This is a genomic window from Methylobacterium sp. HMF5984 (genome assembly GCF_045033435.1).
Taxonomy (GTDB): Bacteria; Pseudomonadota; Alphaproteobacteria; order Rhizobiales; family Beijerinckiaceae; genus Methylobacterium.
The window spans coordinates 3193921-3210671 of the sequence record NZ_JBJFLN010000001.1 but is presented as its reverse complement, the minus strand read 5'-3'; the positions used below and the strand labels follow the sequence as shown (position 1 = coordinate 3210671).

Annotated in this window: 16 protein-coding genes; 11 read left to right on the top strand and 5 right to left on the bottom strand. The window is 72.4% G+C overall.

The annotated features are described in order from the left end of the window. Positions 1-48: 48 nt before the first annotated feature. Together ACFZ8E_RS15550 and ACFZ8E_RS15545 are read right to left on the bottom strand one after the other, a co-directional pair. Entirely contained in the window at positions 49-1236 is a 1188-nt protein-coding gene (locus ACFZ8E_RS15550) for an FAD-dependent oxidoreductase (protein WP_405043198.1), read from the bottom strand. A gap of 196 nt (positions 1237-1432) precedes the next feature. Continuing rightward, a complete protein-coding gene (locus ACFZ8E_RS15545) occupies positions 1433-2329 on the bottom strand; it encodes a LysR substrate-binding domain-containing protein (RefSeq protein ID WP_243946547.1) in 897 nt (298 codons plus the stop codon). 193 nt (positions 2330-2522) lie between these two features. On the opposite strand from ACFZ8E_RS15545, the gene ACFZ8E_RS15540 reads away from it, so the two are divergent. The 6 genes from ACFZ8E_RS15540 to ACFZ8E_RS15515 all read left to right on the top strand — a co-directional run bounded on the left by ACFZ8E_RS15540 (position 2523) and on the right by ACFZ8E_RS15515 (position 8348). Then, positions 2523-3824, top strand: coding sequence for an SLC13 family permease (locus ACFZ8E_RS15540; RefSeq protein ID WP_405043197.1), 1302 nt, complete (start codon positions 2523-2525; stop codon positions 3822-3824). 187 nt (positions 3825-4011) lie between these two features. Beyond that, positions 4012-4413, top strand: coding sequence for a succinate dehydrogenase, cytochrome b556 subunit (gene sdhC / locus ACFZ8E_RS15535; protein WP_147843280.1), 402 nt, complete (start codon positions 4012-4014; stop codon positions 4411-4413). 12 nt (positions 4414-4425) lie between these two features. Then, positions 4426-4845, top strand: a complete 420-nt coding sequence (gene sdhD, locus ACFZ8E_RS15530) for a succinate dehydrogenase, hydrophobic membrane anchor protein (RefSeq protein ID WP_147727560.1) — start codon at positions 4426-4428, stop codon at positions 4843-4845. Between the two features lie 31 nt (positions 4846-4876). Continuing rightward, complete coding sequence (gene sdhA, locus ACFZ8E_RS15525; RefSeq protein ID WP_243946545.1) at positions 4877-6694, top strand: succinate dehydrogenase flavoprotein subunit; 1818 nt, start codon at positions 4877-4879, stop codon at positions 6692-6694. Between the two features lie 96 nt (positions 6695-6790). Then, positions 6791-7594, top strand: a complete 804-nt coding sequence (locus ACFZ8E_RS15520; protein ID WP_147727562.1) for a succinate dehydrogenase iron-sulfur subunit — start codon at positions 6791-6793, stop codon at positions 7592-7594. 169 nt (positions 7595-7763) lie between these two features. Beyond that, complete coding sequence (locus ACFZ8E_RS15515; RefSeq protein ID WP_243933827.1) at positions 7764-8348, top strand: AprI/Inh family metalloprotease inhibitor; 585 nt, start codon at positions 7764-7766, stop codon at positions 8346-8348. A gap of 24 nt (positions 8349-8372) precedes the next feature. On the opposite strand, the gene ACFZ8E_RS15510 is transcribed toward ACFZ8E_RS15515, so the two are convergent. After that, positions 8373-10211 carry an outer membrane beta-barrel protein gene (locus ACFZ8E_RS15510; RefSeq protein WP_405043196.1) on the bottom strand — a complete coding sequence of 613 codons (1839 nt, stop codon included), beginning with the start codon at positions 10209-10211 and terminating at the stop codon, positions 8373-8375. Positions 10212-10409: 198 nt separating this feature from the next. Between ACFZ8E_RS15510 and mutL the strand changes: the two genes are divergently transcribed. After that, positions 10410-12362 (top strand): DNA mismatch repair endonuclease MutL, encoded by a 1953-nt coding sequence (mutL, locus tag ACFZ8E_RS15505; protein WP_405043194.1) that lies wholly within the window; start codon positions 10410-10412, stop codon positions 12360-12362. A gap of 16 nt (positions 12363-12378) precedes the next feature. Here mutL and ACFZ8E_RS15500 read toward each other — a convergent pair whose 3' ends face one another. After that, the gene (locus ACFZ8E_RS15500; protein WP_405043193.1) at positions 12379-12624 is read right to left on the bottom strand and encodes a hypothetical protein; all 246 of its coding nucleotides are present in this window, start codon (positions 12622-12624) and stop codon (positions 12379-12381) included. A gap of 166 nt (positions 12625-12790) precedes the next feature. Here ACFZ8E_RS15500 and ACFZ8E_RS15495 point away from each other — a divergent pair, with 166 nt between their 5' ends. Genes ACFZ8E_RS15495 through kdsA form a run of 3 tightly spaced genes read left to right on the top strand, consistent with a single transcriptional unit; the run spans position 12791 to position 15475 of the window. Continuing rightward, positions 12791-14086, top strand: coding sequence for an aminotransferase class I/II-fold pyridoxal phosphate-dependent enzyme (locus ACFZ8E_RS15495; protein WP_147728974.1), 1296 nt, complete (start codon positions 12791-12793; stop codon positions 14084-14086). Continuing rightward, positions 14083-14607, top strand: a complete 525-nt coding sequence (locus ACFZ8E_RS15490) for a hypothetical protein (RefSeq protein WP_243933823.1) — start codon at positions 14083-14085, stop codon at positions 14605-14607. Before ACFZ8E_RS15495 ends, ACFZ8E_RS15490 begins: the two co-directional genes overlap by 4 nt. 10 nt (positions 14608-14617) lie before the next feature. Next, a complete protein-coding gene (gene kdsA / locus ACFZ8E_RS15485; RefSeq protein WP_405043192.1) occupies positions 14618-15475 on the top strand; it encodes a 3-deoxy-8-phosphooctulonate synthase in 858 nt (285 codons plus the stop codon). A gap of 3 nt (positions 15476-15478) precedes the next feature. Here kdsA and ACFZ8E_RS15480 read toward each other — a convergent pair whose 3' ends face one another. Next, on the bottom strand, positions 15479-16156 hold the full coding sequence (locus tag ACFZ8E_RS15480; protein ID WP_147844188.1) for a class I SAM-dependent methyltransferase: 678 nt from the start codon (positions 16154-16156) through the stop codon (positions 15479-15481). Between the two features lie 346 nt (positions 16157-16502). On the opposite strand from ACFZ8E_RS15480, the gene ACFZ8E_RS15475 reads away from it, so the two are divergent. Beyond that, positions 16503-16745, top strand: coding sequence for a DUF6894 family protein (locus ACFZ8E_RS15475; protein WP_147729487.1), 243 nt, complete (start codon positions 16503-16505; stop codon positions 16743-16745). Positions 16746-16751: the final 6 nt, after the last annotated feature.

Below are 16751 nucleotides of genomic sequence, written 5' to 3'. Positions count from 1 at the left end.
GCGGCCGAGGCTACGCCGATGGCCGCACGGGGCAACCGCCCGGCGCGGTCAGAGCGCCAGGTGGGCCGCGACCGCCGAGGCGGCGCGCACCGCTCCCTGCGAGGCGCCCGTCGCGTAGCGGATCGCGTGGCGCGCGACGCGGTTGCGCACCCGGCGGACCGCCCAGGGCAGGGCGGTCTCGGTGGCGAGCGCGCGGGCGTAGAGGCTGGATCGCAGGCTCGCCGCGTCGCAGGCGACCTTGACCGGGTCGGCATAGAACGCGGCGACCTTGTCGGCACCCATGCCGGGCGTCGCGAGCCAGCCCGGCAGGTGGGCGTCGGCCAGTTGCCGCACGTCGGTCAGCACCTTGCCGATCCCGGTCCCGGGAATCGGGCACGCGGTCTGGAACGCGTCGCCGACGAGGACCACCCCGTCGCGGACGTGGCCCTCGGCCCGCATCAGGTCGATCGGGCGCACCTCGACCGAGCCGGCGACGGCGAGGTCCGGGCAATGGGCCGCGAGCCCCGGCATCAGCGCGCGCAGGGCCGCCTCCGGCTCGGCGCGAAACGCCTTCGCCCAGGGGGCGTTCGACTGCTGGTAGCCGAACAGGTTCGCCCGCATGGTCTCGCCGAGCGGGAACAGCGTCAGGTAGGCGTCGCGCCCGCCGAACCGTTCGGAGAAGTAGGTCATCGCCTGAAACGGGAAGGCGTCGCGCGGCGCCGCCATGTCGAAGCCGACGGCCAGCGAGTGGCGTTCGCCGATCACGCGCCGGACGATCCCGGCCTTGCGGCGCAGCACGTCGCCGAGCCCCGTCGCCAGCACCACGAGGCGGCCGGCGAACCGGCGCCCGTCGCCGAGGGTGACGACCTGCCGCTCCGGGCCGAGATCGAGGTCGGCGACCCGGCCGACGGTGAGCAGCCCGGCGGGCAGGTCGGCCCGCAGGGCGTTGATCAGGTCGGGATAGGCGGCGCCGTACTCGGTGTTGCGCTCCCAATGCGCGAGGCTGCCGAAGCGCACGACCCGGACGGTGTCGGTCCTTGTGGTGCACCCGCGAGCGGCGGCGCCGAACCCGAGGGACTCGAACAGCGACATCTGCGCGGAGCCGTACTTCTCGGCGCGGAAATCGTGCGGGTGGACGGCGTGGGTGTCGATCAGCGCGACGCTGCGGCCGTCGCGGGCGAGGCGGCCGGCCAGGCAGGTTCCGGCCAGGCCGGCGCCGATCACCACGACATCGAAGCAGTCCGTCTGAGCAGGCATGGCGAGCACATCCCTCCGGCAGGGGCGCCTTCGACACGCCCGCACGGTACAGAAGTCGCAACCATCCCGAAAAGAAGATCCTTGCGTAGTTCTTCGCGATCAACCCTTCGTGACCAGCGAGAAACATCGTGGCAATGTTCTACCGAAGGTAGAGATCGCGTCGCGCCTTCATCGACGACGACATGGTGCGGTCTGTTCAGGCGTCGCGACCGTCGCGCAAGTGCGTCACGAATTCCTGCGCGAAGGTCGGCAAGCCTTCGTAGCTGCGCAGGCACAGGGTCAGGGCGCGCGTCGCCCACGGCTCGACCAGCGGCACGACGGCGATGTCGAGGCCGCGGGCGACCCGCCGGGCCATGCTCTCGGGCACGATGCCGACGCCGACGCGGGCATCGACGAGGCGGCAGACGGCGTCGAACCCGCGCAGCTGCACGCGCAGGCGCATCGGGCGTCCGACGCGCGCCGCCTTGTCGGCGAGAAACCGGGTGAGCGCGCTCGCCCGGTCTAGGCCGACGAGGTCGTGCGCCAGCACCTCGGCGAAGGCGACCGCCCCGCGCCCGGCCAGGGCGTGCCCGCGCGCCGCCACCAGCACGAAGCGGTCCTGCCGGAACGGGAAGGTCTTGAGGTCGCCGGTGTCGACCGTGCCCGACAGGATGCCGAGGTCGGCCTGCCCGTCCGCGACGAGGCCGACGATCTCGTCCGAGGTGTGCTCGTCGATCTCGACGCTGACCCCGGGGTTCTTCGCTAGGTAGGCGGCCAGCGCATCCGGCAGGAATTCGGTGAGCGCGTTGGTGTTGGCCAGGACCCGGATCTGCCCGACCGTGCCGCCGGAGAAGGCCGAGAGCTCGCCCTGCATCCGTTCGATCGCGGCGATCAGCCCGCGGGCATGCGCCAGCAAGGCCCGCCCGGCCGGGGTCGGCGTGACGCCGAGACGGGTGCGGGTGAGCAGGGCGGCGCCGAGCGAGGTCTCCATTGCCCGGATCCGCGTCGAGGCGGCGGCGAGCGCGAGGTTCGCGCGCGCCGCCCCGTGGGTGATCGAGCCGGCCTCGACCACGTGGCGGAAGAGGGTGAGGTCGGACAGGTCGAAGCGCATCATCGCCCGGCTTCCTTACGCGGGCCGCGAAGCCGCTGCCGGCGCCACCGCGATGCACGAGCGACTGCGAAACGCGCGCTCCCAACGCTCAGCCTTCGCCGATCGCGAAGGCACCATCAAGGAAATCCGTATTGCGAACCGTTCCAATCGGGCCCCTAACCATCGGGCGGATCGAACAGGGTAGGGGCAGGGCGGTGTGGGTGGCGGGACGACGATCTGGGCGACCGGCGCGCTGCTCGTGCTCTGCATGGGCCTCTGGGCGACGGCGCTGCTGCCCGAGATCGTCACCGCGCTGCTGTTCTTCGCCCTCGCCATGCTGCTCAAGCTCGGCACGGCGGCGACGGTGTTCTCCGGCTTCGCGGCCTCGGCCTTCTGGCTGGTGATGTCGGGGATGGTGGTCGGCCTCGCGATGACGCGGACCGGCCTCGGCGCACGCCTGGCGCAGGGGCTGAGCGGCCGGCTCTCGGGCTCCTATCCGCGCCTCGTCGCCGGGCTCGTGGGGTTCAGCTTCCTGCTCGCCTTCGTGATGCCGTCGAACCTCGGGCGCATCGCGCTGATGATTCCGGTGACCCTGTCGCTTTGCGACGCGTTCGGGCTGGCGCCCGGGCGGAAGGGCCGGATCGGCGCGGTGATGGCGGTCGGGCTCGCGACCCCGATCCTGTCGGCGGCGATCCTGCCCGCCAACGTGCCGAACCTGGTGATGGCCGGCGCGGCCGAGCGGCTCCAGGGCCTGCACCTCACCTACCTGCCCTATCTCTGGCTGCACGCGCCGGTCCTGGCGCTGGTGAAGGGCGTGCTGCTCGTGGCACTCCTCGTGACGCTGTTCCCCGACCGGCTCGAATCCGGTGCCGCGGCGCTGCCGGCCCTGCCCCCGGCCTCGCCCGCCGAGCGCCGGCTGGCCGCGATCCTCGTCGGCACGCTGGCGCTATGGATGACCGACGGGCTGCACGGCATCGCCCCGGCCTGGGTCGGGCTCTCGGCCGCGGTGATCTGCCTGATGCCGCGGATCGGCGTGCTGCCGGCGGACGCCTTCGCGCAGGTCTCGCTGCGCACCTGCTTCTACATCGCCGCGCTGCTCGGCCTCGTGGCGGTCGTCAACGAGACCGGCTTGGGCGAGCGGCTCGGCCACGCGCTGCTGGCGGTCGCGCCCCTGAGCCCGGGCGCGACCGTGCAGAACTTCGCGGTGCTGACCGGCGTCGCCACGGCGCTCACCCTCGTGGTCACGGCTAACGGCGCGCCCGCGCCCTACACGGCGCTGGCGGGCGAGATGGCGCAGGCCAGCGGCTGGCCTGTGCTCGACGTGGTGATGGTGCAGGTTCTCGGCTACGCGACGCTGTTCTTCCCGTATCAGGCGCCGCCCATCGTGTTCGCGCGCGAGCTCGGCGGCGTGTCGCTGAAGGACGCGACGCGCGCGACCTTCGCCTACGGGGTCGCGACGCTGCTGGTCGCCGCGCCGCTCGACTACCTCTGGTGGCGGCTGATCGGGCGACTGCCATGAGAAGGATACGTGTCGCGAGAACGGCGCCCGCCGTGCCCGGCGGCAGGCGATATCCCGACGAAATCGTCATCTCCGTCCTGCCATGCCGCATTGCGGCGAAACGCTCGGGCCTCTAGCGCTACAGATTAGAGACGGTCCAATTCCAAGATCGACCCGGTTCCGAGAACGACACGAGGCCTCCCGCACGATGGCACCCACCGCACGCCCCACCGTCGCCCAGCCGCTCTCGCCGCATCTCCAGATCTATCGCTGGACCTGGACGATGGCGATGTCGGTGTTCCACCGCGTCACCGGCACGGCGCTCTACGGCGGCACCGCGCTCGTCGCGATCTGGCTCGTGGCGCTCGCCTCCGGCCCGGCGGCCTACGCCTGGGTGGCGTGGTTCTTCGGGTCCTGGATCGGGCGGATCGTGCTGTTCGCCTACACCTGGATCCTGCTGCACCACATGCTGGGCGGCCTGCGGCACTTCGTGTGGGATGCCGGATACGGCTTCGACCGCGACAAGCGCATGGCGCTGGCCCGCGCCACCCTGATCGGCTCAACGACGCTGACCATCGTCGTCTGGGCCGTCGCCCTTCTGGCGCGCTGAGGAGTTCCCGCCATGGCCAAGGCCAAGATCCTTCAGAACCCGCAGGTCTCGATCCGCACGCCCCGCGCCCGCGTCCGCGGCCTCGGCGTCGCCCACCACGGCGTCGGGCATTGGTGGATGCAGCGGCTGACCGCCGCCGCCAACGCGCCCTTGATGCTCGCCTTCGTGGTGATCATCGCGCTGATGGCCGGCCGCTCCTACGCGGAGGCGGTGGCCCTGGTGTCGCACCCCTTCGTCGCGATCGTCCTGATCCTCGCCGTGACCTCGGTCGCGATCCACATGCGTCTCGGGATGCAGGTGATCATCGAGGATTACGTCCACAGCCCGGGGCTGAAGATCGCCGCGGTGTTCGCCAACAACTTCTACGCGGTCGTCGTGGCCGTGGCCTGCCTCTACGCGATCCTGCGCGTGGGGCTCGGCCGCCTCGTCTGACCTGCCACTCGCGATCTTGAAGGAGCCTTCCATGGCCGCCAACGGACAGAACGGGCAGGGACCCGCCTATCCCATCACCGACCACACCTTCGACGTGGTGGTCGTCGGCGCGGGCGGCGCGGGCCTGCGCGCCACCGTCGGCTGCTCCCAGGCGGGCCTGCGCACCGCCTGCATCACCAAGGTGTTCCCGACCCGCTCGCACACGGTGGCGGCGCAGGGCGGCATCTCGGCCTCGCTCGGCAACATGGGCCCGGACGACTGGCGCTGGCACATGTACGACACCGTGAAGGGGTCGGACTGGCTCGGCGACCAGGATGCGATCGAGTATCTCGTGCGCAACGCTCCCGCGGCCGTCTACGAGCTCGAGCACTGGGGCGTGCCGTTCTCGCGCACGGAAGAGGGCAAGATCTACCAGCGCCCGTTCGGCGGCATGACCACCGATTACGGCAAGGGCACCGCGCAGCGCACCTGCGCGGCCGCCGACCGCACGGGGCACGCGATGCTCCACACCCTGTACGGGCAGGCGGTGAGGAACCAGACCAACTTCTTCATCGAGTACTTCGCCCTCGACCTGATCATGGACGACGAGGGCCGCTGCCGCGGCGTCATCGCCATGGACCAGGCCACCGGCGAGATCCACCGCTTCCGCGCGCAGATGGTGATCCTCGCCACCGGCGGTTACGGCCGCTCGTACTTCTCGGCGACCTCGGCCCACACCTGCACCGGCGACGGCAATGCCATGGTGCTGCGCGCCGGCCTGCCGCTGCAGGACATGGAGTTCGTGCAGTTCCACCCGACCGGCATCTACGGCGCCGGCTGCCTGATCACCGAGGGCGCCCGCGGCGAGGGCGGCTACCTGACGAATTCCGAGGGCGAGCGCTTCATGGAGCGCTACGCCCCGTCGGCCAAGGATCTCGCCTCGCGCGACGTGGTCTCGCGCTCGATGACCATGGAGATCCGGGCCGGCCGCGGCGTCGGCAAGGGCGGCGACCACATTTTCCTGCACCTCGACCACCTCGACCCGGCGATCCTCCACCAGCGCCTGCCGGGCATCTCGGAATCCGCCAAGATCTTCGCCGGCGTCGACGTCACCAAGGAGCCGATCCCGGTGCTGCCGACGGTGCACTACAACATGGGCGGCATCCCGACGAACTATCACGGCGAGGTGCTGACCTTGCGCGACGGCAACCCCGACACCGTCGTGCCCGGCCTGATGGCGATCGGCGAGGCGGCCTGCGTCTCGGTGCACGGCGCCAACCGCCTCGGCTCGAACTCGCTGATCGACCTCGTGGTGTTCGGCCGCGCCGCCGGCCAGCGCTGCGCCGAGATCGTCGAGCCGAACGGCCGGCCGATGGACCTGGCCAAGGATTCCGCCGACAAGGCGCTGACCCGCCTCGACCGCTTCCGCTACGCCGACGGCTCCACGCCGACCGCGGACCTGCGCCTCGAGATGCAGAAGACGATGCAGAACAACTGCGCCGTGTTCCGCACCGGCGAGGTGCTGGAGGAGGGCAAGGGCCTGATCCACAAGGTGTGGTCGGCATCCGCCGACATCCGCATCACCGACCGGTCGCTCGTCTGGAACACCGACCTGCTCGAGACCCTGGAGTTCGACAACCTGATCGGCCAGGCGGTCGTCACCATGGAATCGGCCGCCAACCGCGAGGAATCGCGCGGGGCGCACGCTCGCGAGGACTTCCCCGACCGCAACGACAAGGAGTGGATGAAGCACACCCTGTCGTGGCTCGACGAGAGTGCCCACCGGGTGAGCATCGATTACCGCCCGGTCCACACCTACACGATGTCGAACGAGATCCAGTACATCGAGCCGAAGGCGCGCGTTTACTAAGCTGCGCGCTTCGGAAAGCCGATCGGCGGGACCGCGTTCCCGATGCGTCTTGCCGATCGTTGCTTCGATCGACTCTAGCGGAAGCCAACGACAGCCATGGCCGAATTCTCCCTCCCCAAGAACTCCCAGATCACCGAGGGCAAGTCCTGGCCCGCGACGACGGGGGCCAAGAACCTCAAGGAGTTCCGCGTCTACCGCTGGAACCCGGACGACGGGAAGAACCCGCGGATCGACACCTATCAGGTCGACCGCGACGATTGCGGGCCGATGGTGCTCGACGCGCTGCTGTGGATCAAGAACAAGGTCGACTCGACGCTGGTGTTCCGCCGCTCCTGCCGCGAAGGCATCTGCGGCTCCTGCGCCATGAACATCGAGGGCCAGAACGCGCTCGCCTGCACCATGGGCATCGACGAGTGCCAGGAGCACGCGAAGGGCCGCAAGACCGCCGCGGTGAAGATCTATCCGCTGCCGCACATGCCGGTGCTGAAGGACCTCGTCCCCGACCTAACGAACTTCTACGCCCAGCACGCCTCAGTCGAGCCCTGGCTCAAGACCGACACCCTGGCGCCCGAGAAGGAGTGGCCGCAGACGCCCGAGGACCGGGCCAAGCTCGACGGGCTGTACGAGTGCATCCTGTGCGCCTGCTGCACCACCTCGTGCCCGAGCTACTGGTGGAACGGCGAGAAATTCCTCGGCCCGGCGGCGCTGCTGCAGGCCTATCGCTGGCTGATCGACAGCCGCGACGAGAACACCGGCGACCGCCTCGACGCGCTGCACGACCCGTTCAAGCTCTATCGCTGCCACACGATCATGAACTGCGCCAACACCTGCCCGAAGAGCCTGAACCCGGCCAAGGCGATCGCCGAGATCAAGAAGATGATGGTCGAGCGCACGGTGTGATCCGGCGGGGCGGCCGACTGAGGCCGCCCCGCCACACTCGGCCCGAAAAGCCTCGCGCGCGGGCCCTCCGAAGACCGTTCCCCGACCGGCCGCCTTGCGGGCATCGCAATTGCCCCCGACGCAAGGGCTCGCAAGGGGCGCCGCACGTGCGCCGGGGAAGCCGAGACCGATGCCGCGTCAGTACCGTTCGACGATCGCCCTCCTCGCGCTGGCGGCAGGGCTCGGCGCCTGCGCGTCCCAGCGCTTCGACGGACCCCGCGTCCGCGGGCCGGCACAGCAAGCCGCCATCGACAACATCGCCCCGGCGATGCCCTCCGGCGCCGTGACCTCGGCGCCGCTCGCGCCGCCGCCCGGCGCCACCGCCGCGCCGGACGAGGCACCGATCGGCGCGCAGGCGTCGATCGCCCCGCCGGCCTCCAACGTCATCCCCGAGCCGGTGGTCGCCCCGCCCCCGGCCCCGCCGGTGGTGGCGAGCGGGCGCGCCTCGGTGGTCGGCGCCTGGGACGCCAAGGACGCGACCGGCGGAAGCTGCAAGGTGACGCTCTCGAGCGCGCCGGCCCTCGACCTTTACAAGGCCTCCGCCGCCGGCTGCCCGAACAAAGATCTGGCCAAGGTCACGGCCTGGGATTTCCGCGACGGCGAGGTCTACCTGTACCAGCAGGGCGGCACGGTGGCCGCCCGCCTGCGGCAGGGCGGCGGCGCCCTCGACGGCGCGCTCACCAAGTCCGGCGCCTCCCTCGCGCTGGTGCGCTGAACCGGGAGGGCCCGCGCACCGGGGCTACGGGTTCACCCGCAGCCCGAGCAGGAAGGTGTTGTCGGAAAAGCTCGCCGTCGCCGCCGTGCTGGTGATCTCCTGGTAGAGGTAGGTGCCGCGCAGCGTCAGCCAGCGGTTGAAGCGGTAATCGAGCCGGGCGGTGGCCGAGAAGCCGGTCTCGCGGATCGACACCCCCTGGTAGTCGTTGCGGAGGTAGGCGCCGCCGACGATGATCGAGAGGTTGCGCAGGAGGTCGTGCTGCACCTCCAGCGTCGCCGTCTGGGTCAGGATGCCGCTGGAGCCGGGGACCGTCGTCTCGGTGACGCCGGCCTGCGCGTTCAGGCGCACGGTGGTCAGCGGGGTCGCCGCCCAGACCAGGGCGGCTGCGAGGATCGGCGCGTCGAGGCCGCGCAGGCTCGGGTCGACGTAGGTGCGGTGCTGAAGTCCGCCCGAGATCTCGCCGCTGATCGAGCGGGTGAAGTTCACGGTCGCGCCGACCGAGGCGGCGATGCCGTCGGAATCGCGGCGCAGGCCGCTGGTGTCGCGGCGCAGGTCGTAGACCCGTGTGTCGGCGAGCAGCTCGACGAAGGGGCTGATCTCCGGCGTCACCTCGTAGGCCGTGCGCAGGCGCATGCTGTACTGGTTCTGGTTGCGGTCGGCCTGGCTGATCACCGTCCCGTCCGACAGCCGGGCATCCTCGAACTCGGAGCGGTCGACCGAGCCGCGCAGGGACACCGAGAGCCGGTTGAAGGTCTCGATCGCGCCGAGCGAGGTGCCGTAGGTCGCGACGATCGGCCGGTTGGTCGCGGTCACGGCCTGGAGGTTGGGGCTGCCGGTGCGTTGGGTGTCGACGAGGAAGCGGGTCTCGGCGTCGATCCGCAGGTCGCGGTTGGCGTCGATCCGCAGGCGCACGGTGCCGGCCGCGTTCGGGCGGCTCGCAGCCTCGTTCTCCGGCGTCTCGAGGTAGCCGGCGCGCAACTCGCCGGCGAGCTCGCTCCGCGACCAGTCCGAGCGGAAATTCAGCTCCCCCTCGCTCCGGAGCGCGACCGAGCCCTTGGCGAGCGACGGCGTGGTCTGGTCCGGGTTGGTGTCGTAGCCGAGGCTCTGGGTGAAGGACGGAAGCACCGTGAAGCTGCCGAGCCTGATCCCAAGCGGCGCGTAGGCGTCCTCGGTGGCGATCGGCCGCCGCAGGCTGTTGGTCAGCAGCGCCCCCGGCGTGAGGACGCCGCTCAGCGGGTTGATCAGCGGCAATCCCGGCGCCTGCGGCCGCGGCGCCTCGGCCGGCAGCGGCACGCCGACCACCGGGTTCTGGATCACCGGCGAGAGCCGCAGGGCCGGCGCGGGGATCTGGGTGACATCCTGGGTGTAGCGCTTGGTCGCCGTCCCCAGGCGCCGGGGCGGCGCCGCGCGCTGACGCAGCAGGCTGATCGGGGCGCGGTTGTTGGTGCCGGACGTGGCGCCGCCGGTGCGGCTGCCGGAGGAGCGGACCCGGGTGTCGAGATTCGAGGCGCCGGCTTCGGCCCCGGTCGGCCCCGACAGGCTGGCGCCGCCGGAGGTGAGGCCGCCGGAGGATTCGCCGTCCGCCGCCTCGCCGGAATTGCCGTTGCCGAGGCGGGGCGGGCCCTCCGACAGGCGGTTGCGGCGCAGCACCGGCAATCCGTCCTGGCCGGGATCCTGTCCGATGCCCGGGTTGTCGGGCTGGCCGGCGACGGGGCTCAGGGATTCGAACCGCGTTGCCTGCGCCTGCGCCGGGCCGGGGAGGGCGATCGCGACGGCGGCCGGCAGGCCCGCGAGCAGCAGCGCGAGGCCGCAGGCAAGGCCCGCCTCCCGTCGCGCATGCCCCTCGCCCTCCAAGCCCAGCACCGGATCCCGACTCCCCTGGCTGGGCGCGTGCGAAGACGACCGTCGCACCGCTTCCGCGTGGTTAACGAAGGCTAGCCGGGCGTGGTTAATGCAGCGTCAACGGCACGGGGCGGCGGAGCATCGGAGGAGACCGGATCCACCGGCGGATCGCCGCCGCCGATGGATCGAGGCGCGGGCAGGGTCTATAAGCGGCCGGACATGTCCGCCCCGCAGCCCGTCCGCCGTCTCGACCCGGTCCTCGTCGACCGCATCGCCGCGGGCGAGGTGGTCGAGCGGCCGGCCTCGGCGGTCAAGGAGCTGGTCGAGAACGCGATCGATGCCGGCGCCCGCAGCATCGCGGTGACGATCGAGGCCGGCGGCCGGCGGCTGATCCGGGTGGTCGACGACGGCGCCGGCATGTCGCCGGACGACCTGCTGCTCGCCGTCGAGCGCCACGCCACCTCGAAGCTGCCGGGCGGCGACCTGACCCGGATCGACACGCTGGGTTTCCGCGGCGAGGCGCTGCCTTCGATCGGCGCGGTCTCGCGGCTGTCGATCACCACCCGCACGGCGGACGCGGATTCGGGCGCGGCGCTCACCGTCGAGGCGGGCCTGCGCGGCGCGGTGCGCCCGGCGCCGGCGGCGCGCGGCACCCGGATCGAGGTCACCGACCTGTTCTCGGCGACGCCGGCGCGGCTGAAGTTCCTGAAATCCGACCGCGCCGAGAGCGCGGCGGTCTCCGACATCCTGCGCCGGCTCGCGGTGGCGCAGCCCGCGATCCGCTTCACGCTGACGAGCGAGAACGGCACGCCGCTGGTGCTGCCGGCCCTCGCCGGAGCCGAGCCGGACGACGCGACCGCGAGCCTCGCCCGGCTCGCGCAGGTGCTGGGATCGGACTTCGCCGCGAACGCCCTGCCGGTGGCGATGGCGCGGGAGGGCTTCTCGCTCACCGGCCATGTCGGGCTGCCGACCTTCCACCGCGGCGCGGCCAACCACATCCACTTCACGGTGAACGGCCGGCCGGTGCGCGACCGCCTGCTGCTCGGTGCGGTGCGCGGCGCCTACGCCGACACCCTGCGCTCCGACCGTCATCCGGTGCTCGGGCTGGCGATCGCCTGCGAGCCCGGCCTCGTCGACGTCAACGTCCACCCGGCCAAGACCGAGGTGCGGTTCCGCGATCCGGGGCTGGTGCGGGCGCTCGTCGTCAGCGCGATCCACGAGGCGCTGCGCCGCGGCGGGGCGCGGGCCTCGACCGGCGTGGCGGCCCGCACCCTCGAGGCACTGCGTCCCTCGGGCGGCATCCCGTTGACGCAGCATGGCGGGACGGCGAGCCCGAGCCTGTTCCAGAGCGCGCGGACCGGCCTGTTCCGCCCGGGCACCCCGTCCGTCGCGGCCCCGTCCGGCTTCCACCGGCCGGCGCCGGATCGGCCGCACGGCTTCGGCGAGGCGGCGCAGGCACCGCTGGCGCCGGACGGCGCGGCCGACGCCTTTCCGGATCCGATGGCCGACCTGGCGCCGCCCGCGGCCGACCTGCGCAGCCTCGATGGCGCCGAGGATGCCCTCGACCATCCCCTCGGCGCCGCGCGGGCGCAGCTGCACGAAACCTACATCGTCGCGCAGACCCGCGATGGCGTGGTGATCGTCGACCAGCACGCGGCGCACGAGCGCCTCGTCTACGAGCGGATGAAGCGCGAGCGCGCGGCGGGCGGCATCCTGCGCCAGGGCCTCTTGATCCCCGACGTGATCGAGATGGCGCCCGAGGCCGCCGAGCGGCTGGCCGCGGCCGCCCCCGAGCTCGACCGGCTCGGCCTGACGCTGGAAGCCTTCGGCCCCGGGGCGGTGCTGGTGCGCGCGGTGCCCGCGGCTTTGGCCGGCGCCTCGGTGCGCCACCTCGTCGCCGACATCCTCGACGCGCTGGACGACAGCGGGGTCGAGGAGGGCGGGGCCGGGGCCCTGGAGGACGGCCCGCTCGGGCGGCGCCTCGACGCGGTGCTGTCGCGGATGAGCTGCCACGGCTCGATCCGCGCCGGAAGGCGCCTGCGCCCGGAGGAGATGAACGCGCTCTTGCGCGCCATGGAGGCGACGCCGAATTCCGGCCAGTGCAACCACGGCCGCCCGACCTACGTCGCCCTCGGCCGCCACGACATCGAGCGGCTGTTCGGGAGACGCTGAGCGGGGTGGCGCCCGGTCAGTCCGGGATCGCGAACCCGATCGACTGGCACAGGATCGCGACCATCGTCACGCCGCCGGCGACGAGCCCCATCCGGTCCGGGCGCGCGGGCGTCGACGGCGCGGCGCCGAGACGCAGCTCGTCCTCGTAGCGTGCCAGGATCCAGGCCTGCAGCGACGGTGCGGTCAGGGCGAGCCAGGCCCACAGGCCGATCGCCACGAAACCCAGGGCCTGTCCGCCATAGGTGAAGACGTCGTCGATCATGGCGCTCTCGGAGCGAGCACCCCCTCGCCGCGAACCTAGCCCAGCCGTCCGGCACCTGGAAAGCCCGGTCGGGGTTCGACCGCGTCGCCGACGCGCCTTTCGCGTGCGCTCGCACACGGATCGGCCTATGACACGCCCGACATCCGAACAACCCGGCGCCTTCCCGATGACCGCACTCGCAGATCTGTCCCCCGCCGAACTGGCCGCGCGCTACGCGCAGGCGCAGGGCGCCTACGAAGCGTTCCGCGCCCGCGGGCTCAAGCTCGACATGACCCGGGGCAAGCCCTCGCCCGAGCAGCTCGACCTCGCGTCGGGCATGCTGGCGCTGCCCGGCAACGGTGACCACACCACGGCGTCGGGGGAGGATGCCCGCAACTACGGCGGCCTGCAGGGCCTGGCGGAGGCGCGCGCGCTGTTCGGGCCGGCGCTGCTCGGCGTGCCCGCGGAGCAGGTGGTGGTGGCCGAGAACGCGAGCCTCGCCGTGATGCACGACTGCATCGTCTGGGCGATGCTGAAGGGCGTGCCGGGCTCGGAGCGCCCGTGGTCGCGCGAGGAGGCGCCGGCCTTCCTCTGCCCGGTGCCGGGCTACGACCGCCACTTCGCCCTGTGCGAGGAATTCGGCATCCGCATGCTGCCGGTGCCGATGACGCCGGACGGGCCGGACATGGAGGTGGTCGAGGCCCTCGTCGCCGACCCGGCGGTGAAGGGGATGTGGTGCGTCCCGAAATACTCGAACCCGTCCGGCGAGATCTATTCGGAGGAGACCGTCCGGCGGCTCGCCGCGATGAAGGCCGGCGCCCCGGACTTCCGCCTGTTCTGGGACAACGCCTACGCCGTCCACCACCTCACGCCCGAGCACCACGCGATCCCCGACATCCTGGAAGCCTGCCGGGCGGCCGGGCATCCGAACCGCGCCTTCATCTTCGCCTCGACCTCGAAGATCACGCTCGCCGGCGCGGGTCTGGCCTTCTTCGCCGGCTCCCCCGACAACGTGCGCTGGTACCTCGCGCGGGCGGGCAAGCGCACGATCGGCCCGGACAAGCTGAACCAGCTCCGGCACGTCCGCTTCCTGCGCGACGCGGCGGGGCTCACCGCCCACATGGAGCGCCAGCGCGAGCTCCTCGCCCCGAAGTTCTCCGCCGTCACCGAGGCGCTCGCGCGGCACCTGACCGGGACGGACGTGGCCTGGAGCCGGCCCGAGGGCGGCTACTTCGTCAGCGTGGACGCCGGCGTCGGCACCGCCGAGCGCATCGTCGAGCTGGCCAAGGGCGCCGGCATCGGCCTGACGCCGGCCGGCGCGACCTTCCCCTACGGCCGCGACCCCCGCGACGCGGCGCTGCGGCTGGCGCCGTCCTATCCGAGCCTGTCCGAGGTCCGGGAGGCGGCGGAAGGGATCGCGCTCTGCATCCTGCTCGCCGCGCTCGAATCGGAGCGGGCGGTGCGTGCGGCGCCGCAGGAATGAGCGGCCTGCTCCGGGCGGCCGGCTTCCTCGTCCTGGCGGCGACGCTGCCGGCCTGCGCCGCGCCGCGCGCCGCGCGCGTCGCGTCCTGCGACGGGCTGACCGCCGCGATGATCCGCGCCACCGGCGCCTCGCTCGCCGGCCGCGCCGGCACGCGCGCGGTGTTCCGCGCGACCGATGCCGAGCGCATGAGCCTCGATTGCCGGGCGCCGGCGCGGATGGTGTTCGCCTCCCGCGACCGCGAGCCGGAGCGCGGCTTCTACGAGCTGATCGGCCGGGCGGCGCGTGCGCTCGCCGGCGCGGACGCCGAGACCGCCGAGGTGCTGGCACGGCAGGTCCACCAGGATTCGCTGCTGGCCGACGCACCGCGCCAGGGCGTCGCCGGCAAGGCGGCCCTGCGCTGCGAGACCGGGCCGCGGGCCGACGCGCTGGCCGGCGACCTCACCGTCTGCGTGCTGGTGCCGAACCGGCCGCCCGCCCTGCGCCGCAAGGCCGGACTTTCGCGGGAGGCTCCGGCGGGCTAAGCCTCCGGCCATGCCCGATTCCACCGACAGCCCAACGCCCAGGACCGTCCGCGCCGGCACGGTCGCCTTCGGCAACCACCTGCCGCTGGCGCTGATCGCCGGCCCGTGCCAGCTCGAGAGCCGCGACCACGCGCTCGAGATCGCGGCCGCGCTGAAGGAGATGGCGGAGTCCCTCGGGATCGCCCTGGTGTTCAAGGCCTCGTTCGACAAGGCGAACCGCACCTCGGGCGGCGCCGCCCGCGGCATCGGGTTGTCCGGCGCGCTGCCGATCTTCGCCGAGATCAAGGCGCGCTACGGCCTGCCGGTGCTCACCGACGTGCACGATGCCGGGCAGTGCGGGCCGGCGGCCGAGGTGGTCGACGTGCTCCAGATCCCGGCCTTCCTGTGCCGGCAGACCGACCTGCTGCTGGCCGCCGCCGCCACCGGCCGCGTGGTCAACGTGAAGAAGGGCCAGTTCCTCGCACCCTGGGACATGCAGCACGTGGCCGCCAAGGTCACCGGGGCCGGCAACCCGAACGTGATCGTCACCGAGCGCGGCGCCTCGTTCGGCTACAACACCCTGGTCTCCGACATGCGCAGCCTGCCGATCATGGCCGCGGTGACGGGCGGCGCGCCGGTGGTGTTCGATGCGACCCACTCGGTGCAGCAGCCGGGCGGGCAGGGGGGAAGCTCGGGCGGCGAGCGCCGCTTCGTCGCCGTGCTGGCGCGGGCCGCCGTCGCGGTCGGCATCGCGGGTGTCTTCATCGAGACCCACCCCGATCCCGATCGCGCCCCCTCCGACGGCCCCAACATGGTGGCGCTGCGGGACATGCCGGCGCTCGTGTCCGAGCTCCTGGCCTTCGACCGGCTGGCCAAGGCGCACGCGTAAGGCTCAGGACGTCGTCGCCGCCACGAGGACGTGCGCGCGCAGCGGCTGCGACAGGACGTGGCGCCCGCCCGCATCCGTCTCGGCGGCGGCCGCGAAGGCGTCGGCGATCGTCGACGCGTTGTCGCGGATCGCGGCACGCCGCGCCGGATCGACCGCCGCCACGCGCTCGAGGAAGGCGTCGCGGTCGGCGAAGGCCTCGCGGCGCACGAACCTCCTGTCGGACAGGCAGAGGAACGCCCCGGCCGCGATCGCTGCGGCGATGGCGGCCTGCGCCGCGGCGCGGATCGCGGTCTCGTCCTCGACCGGCTTGAGCGCCGAGAAGAAGCTGCCCTCGGCCAGCGGCTCGACCACGACGATCCGGCCGCCCGGTGCGACGACGCGGGCCGCCTCGTGCAGCGCCGCGCGCGGGTCGGGAACGTGGTGCAGGGCGTTGAGGATGACCGCGCCGCCGAAGGTCCCGTCGGAGAACGGCAGGGCCTCGGCGGAGCAGATCTCGAAGGCGCAGTCCGGCGCCCGGCGCCGGGCCGCCGCGACCGCCGCTTCGCCGGGGTCGATCCCCGTCACCCGCGCGCCGTGGCCGGCCAGCGCAGCCGACATCGCCCCGGGGCCGCACCCGATATCGACGATGCGGCGCCCCGCGATCGGCGAGAACGCGTCGAGGACGAGCGAGAGGGTATCCATGGGGCAAGGTCCGGTCCGGGCGTTCCGGAGCACCATCGCGGGGCGGCCGGCACGGTGCAACCGCCGCGGGGCCGCGAGCGGGAACGCCGCGATCATCCGGCTGCAGCGGCCCGCGGGTTCTGTCGGGGCGTTACGAACGCGCCGCTTCGTGATCGCGAGATCAATCGTCGCGCCTGTTCACCCGTCCATCCCCCTGATAGTTTCCCGCTCATCACACGCATTCGGTTCTCGCAGCAGGCATCCATCACCGGAGGTCCTGATCGGCGTCACCTGCGACCGAACGATCATTCCCACGGAAGAGCGGATGCCGTATCTGTGGGATAAAATCCCACGGATATGTCCCGCAATGCCGCGCTTCACCATCGACCTGCATGACGGCGCGCACTTCGTGCGCGACACCGAAGGCTTCGATCTGCCCGATGCGGATGCCGCGCGCGAGAAGCTCGTCCGGATCATGTCGAAGATCGCGCAGGGCTTCGCGGCCGTCCCCGAGCGCCAGGACTACCTCGCTGTGGTCCGCGACGAGCACCGGAAGGTCGTCTTCCGGGCCCGTCTCTCGCTGGACATCGAGACGTTCGACGTCGGCTGAGCGCGG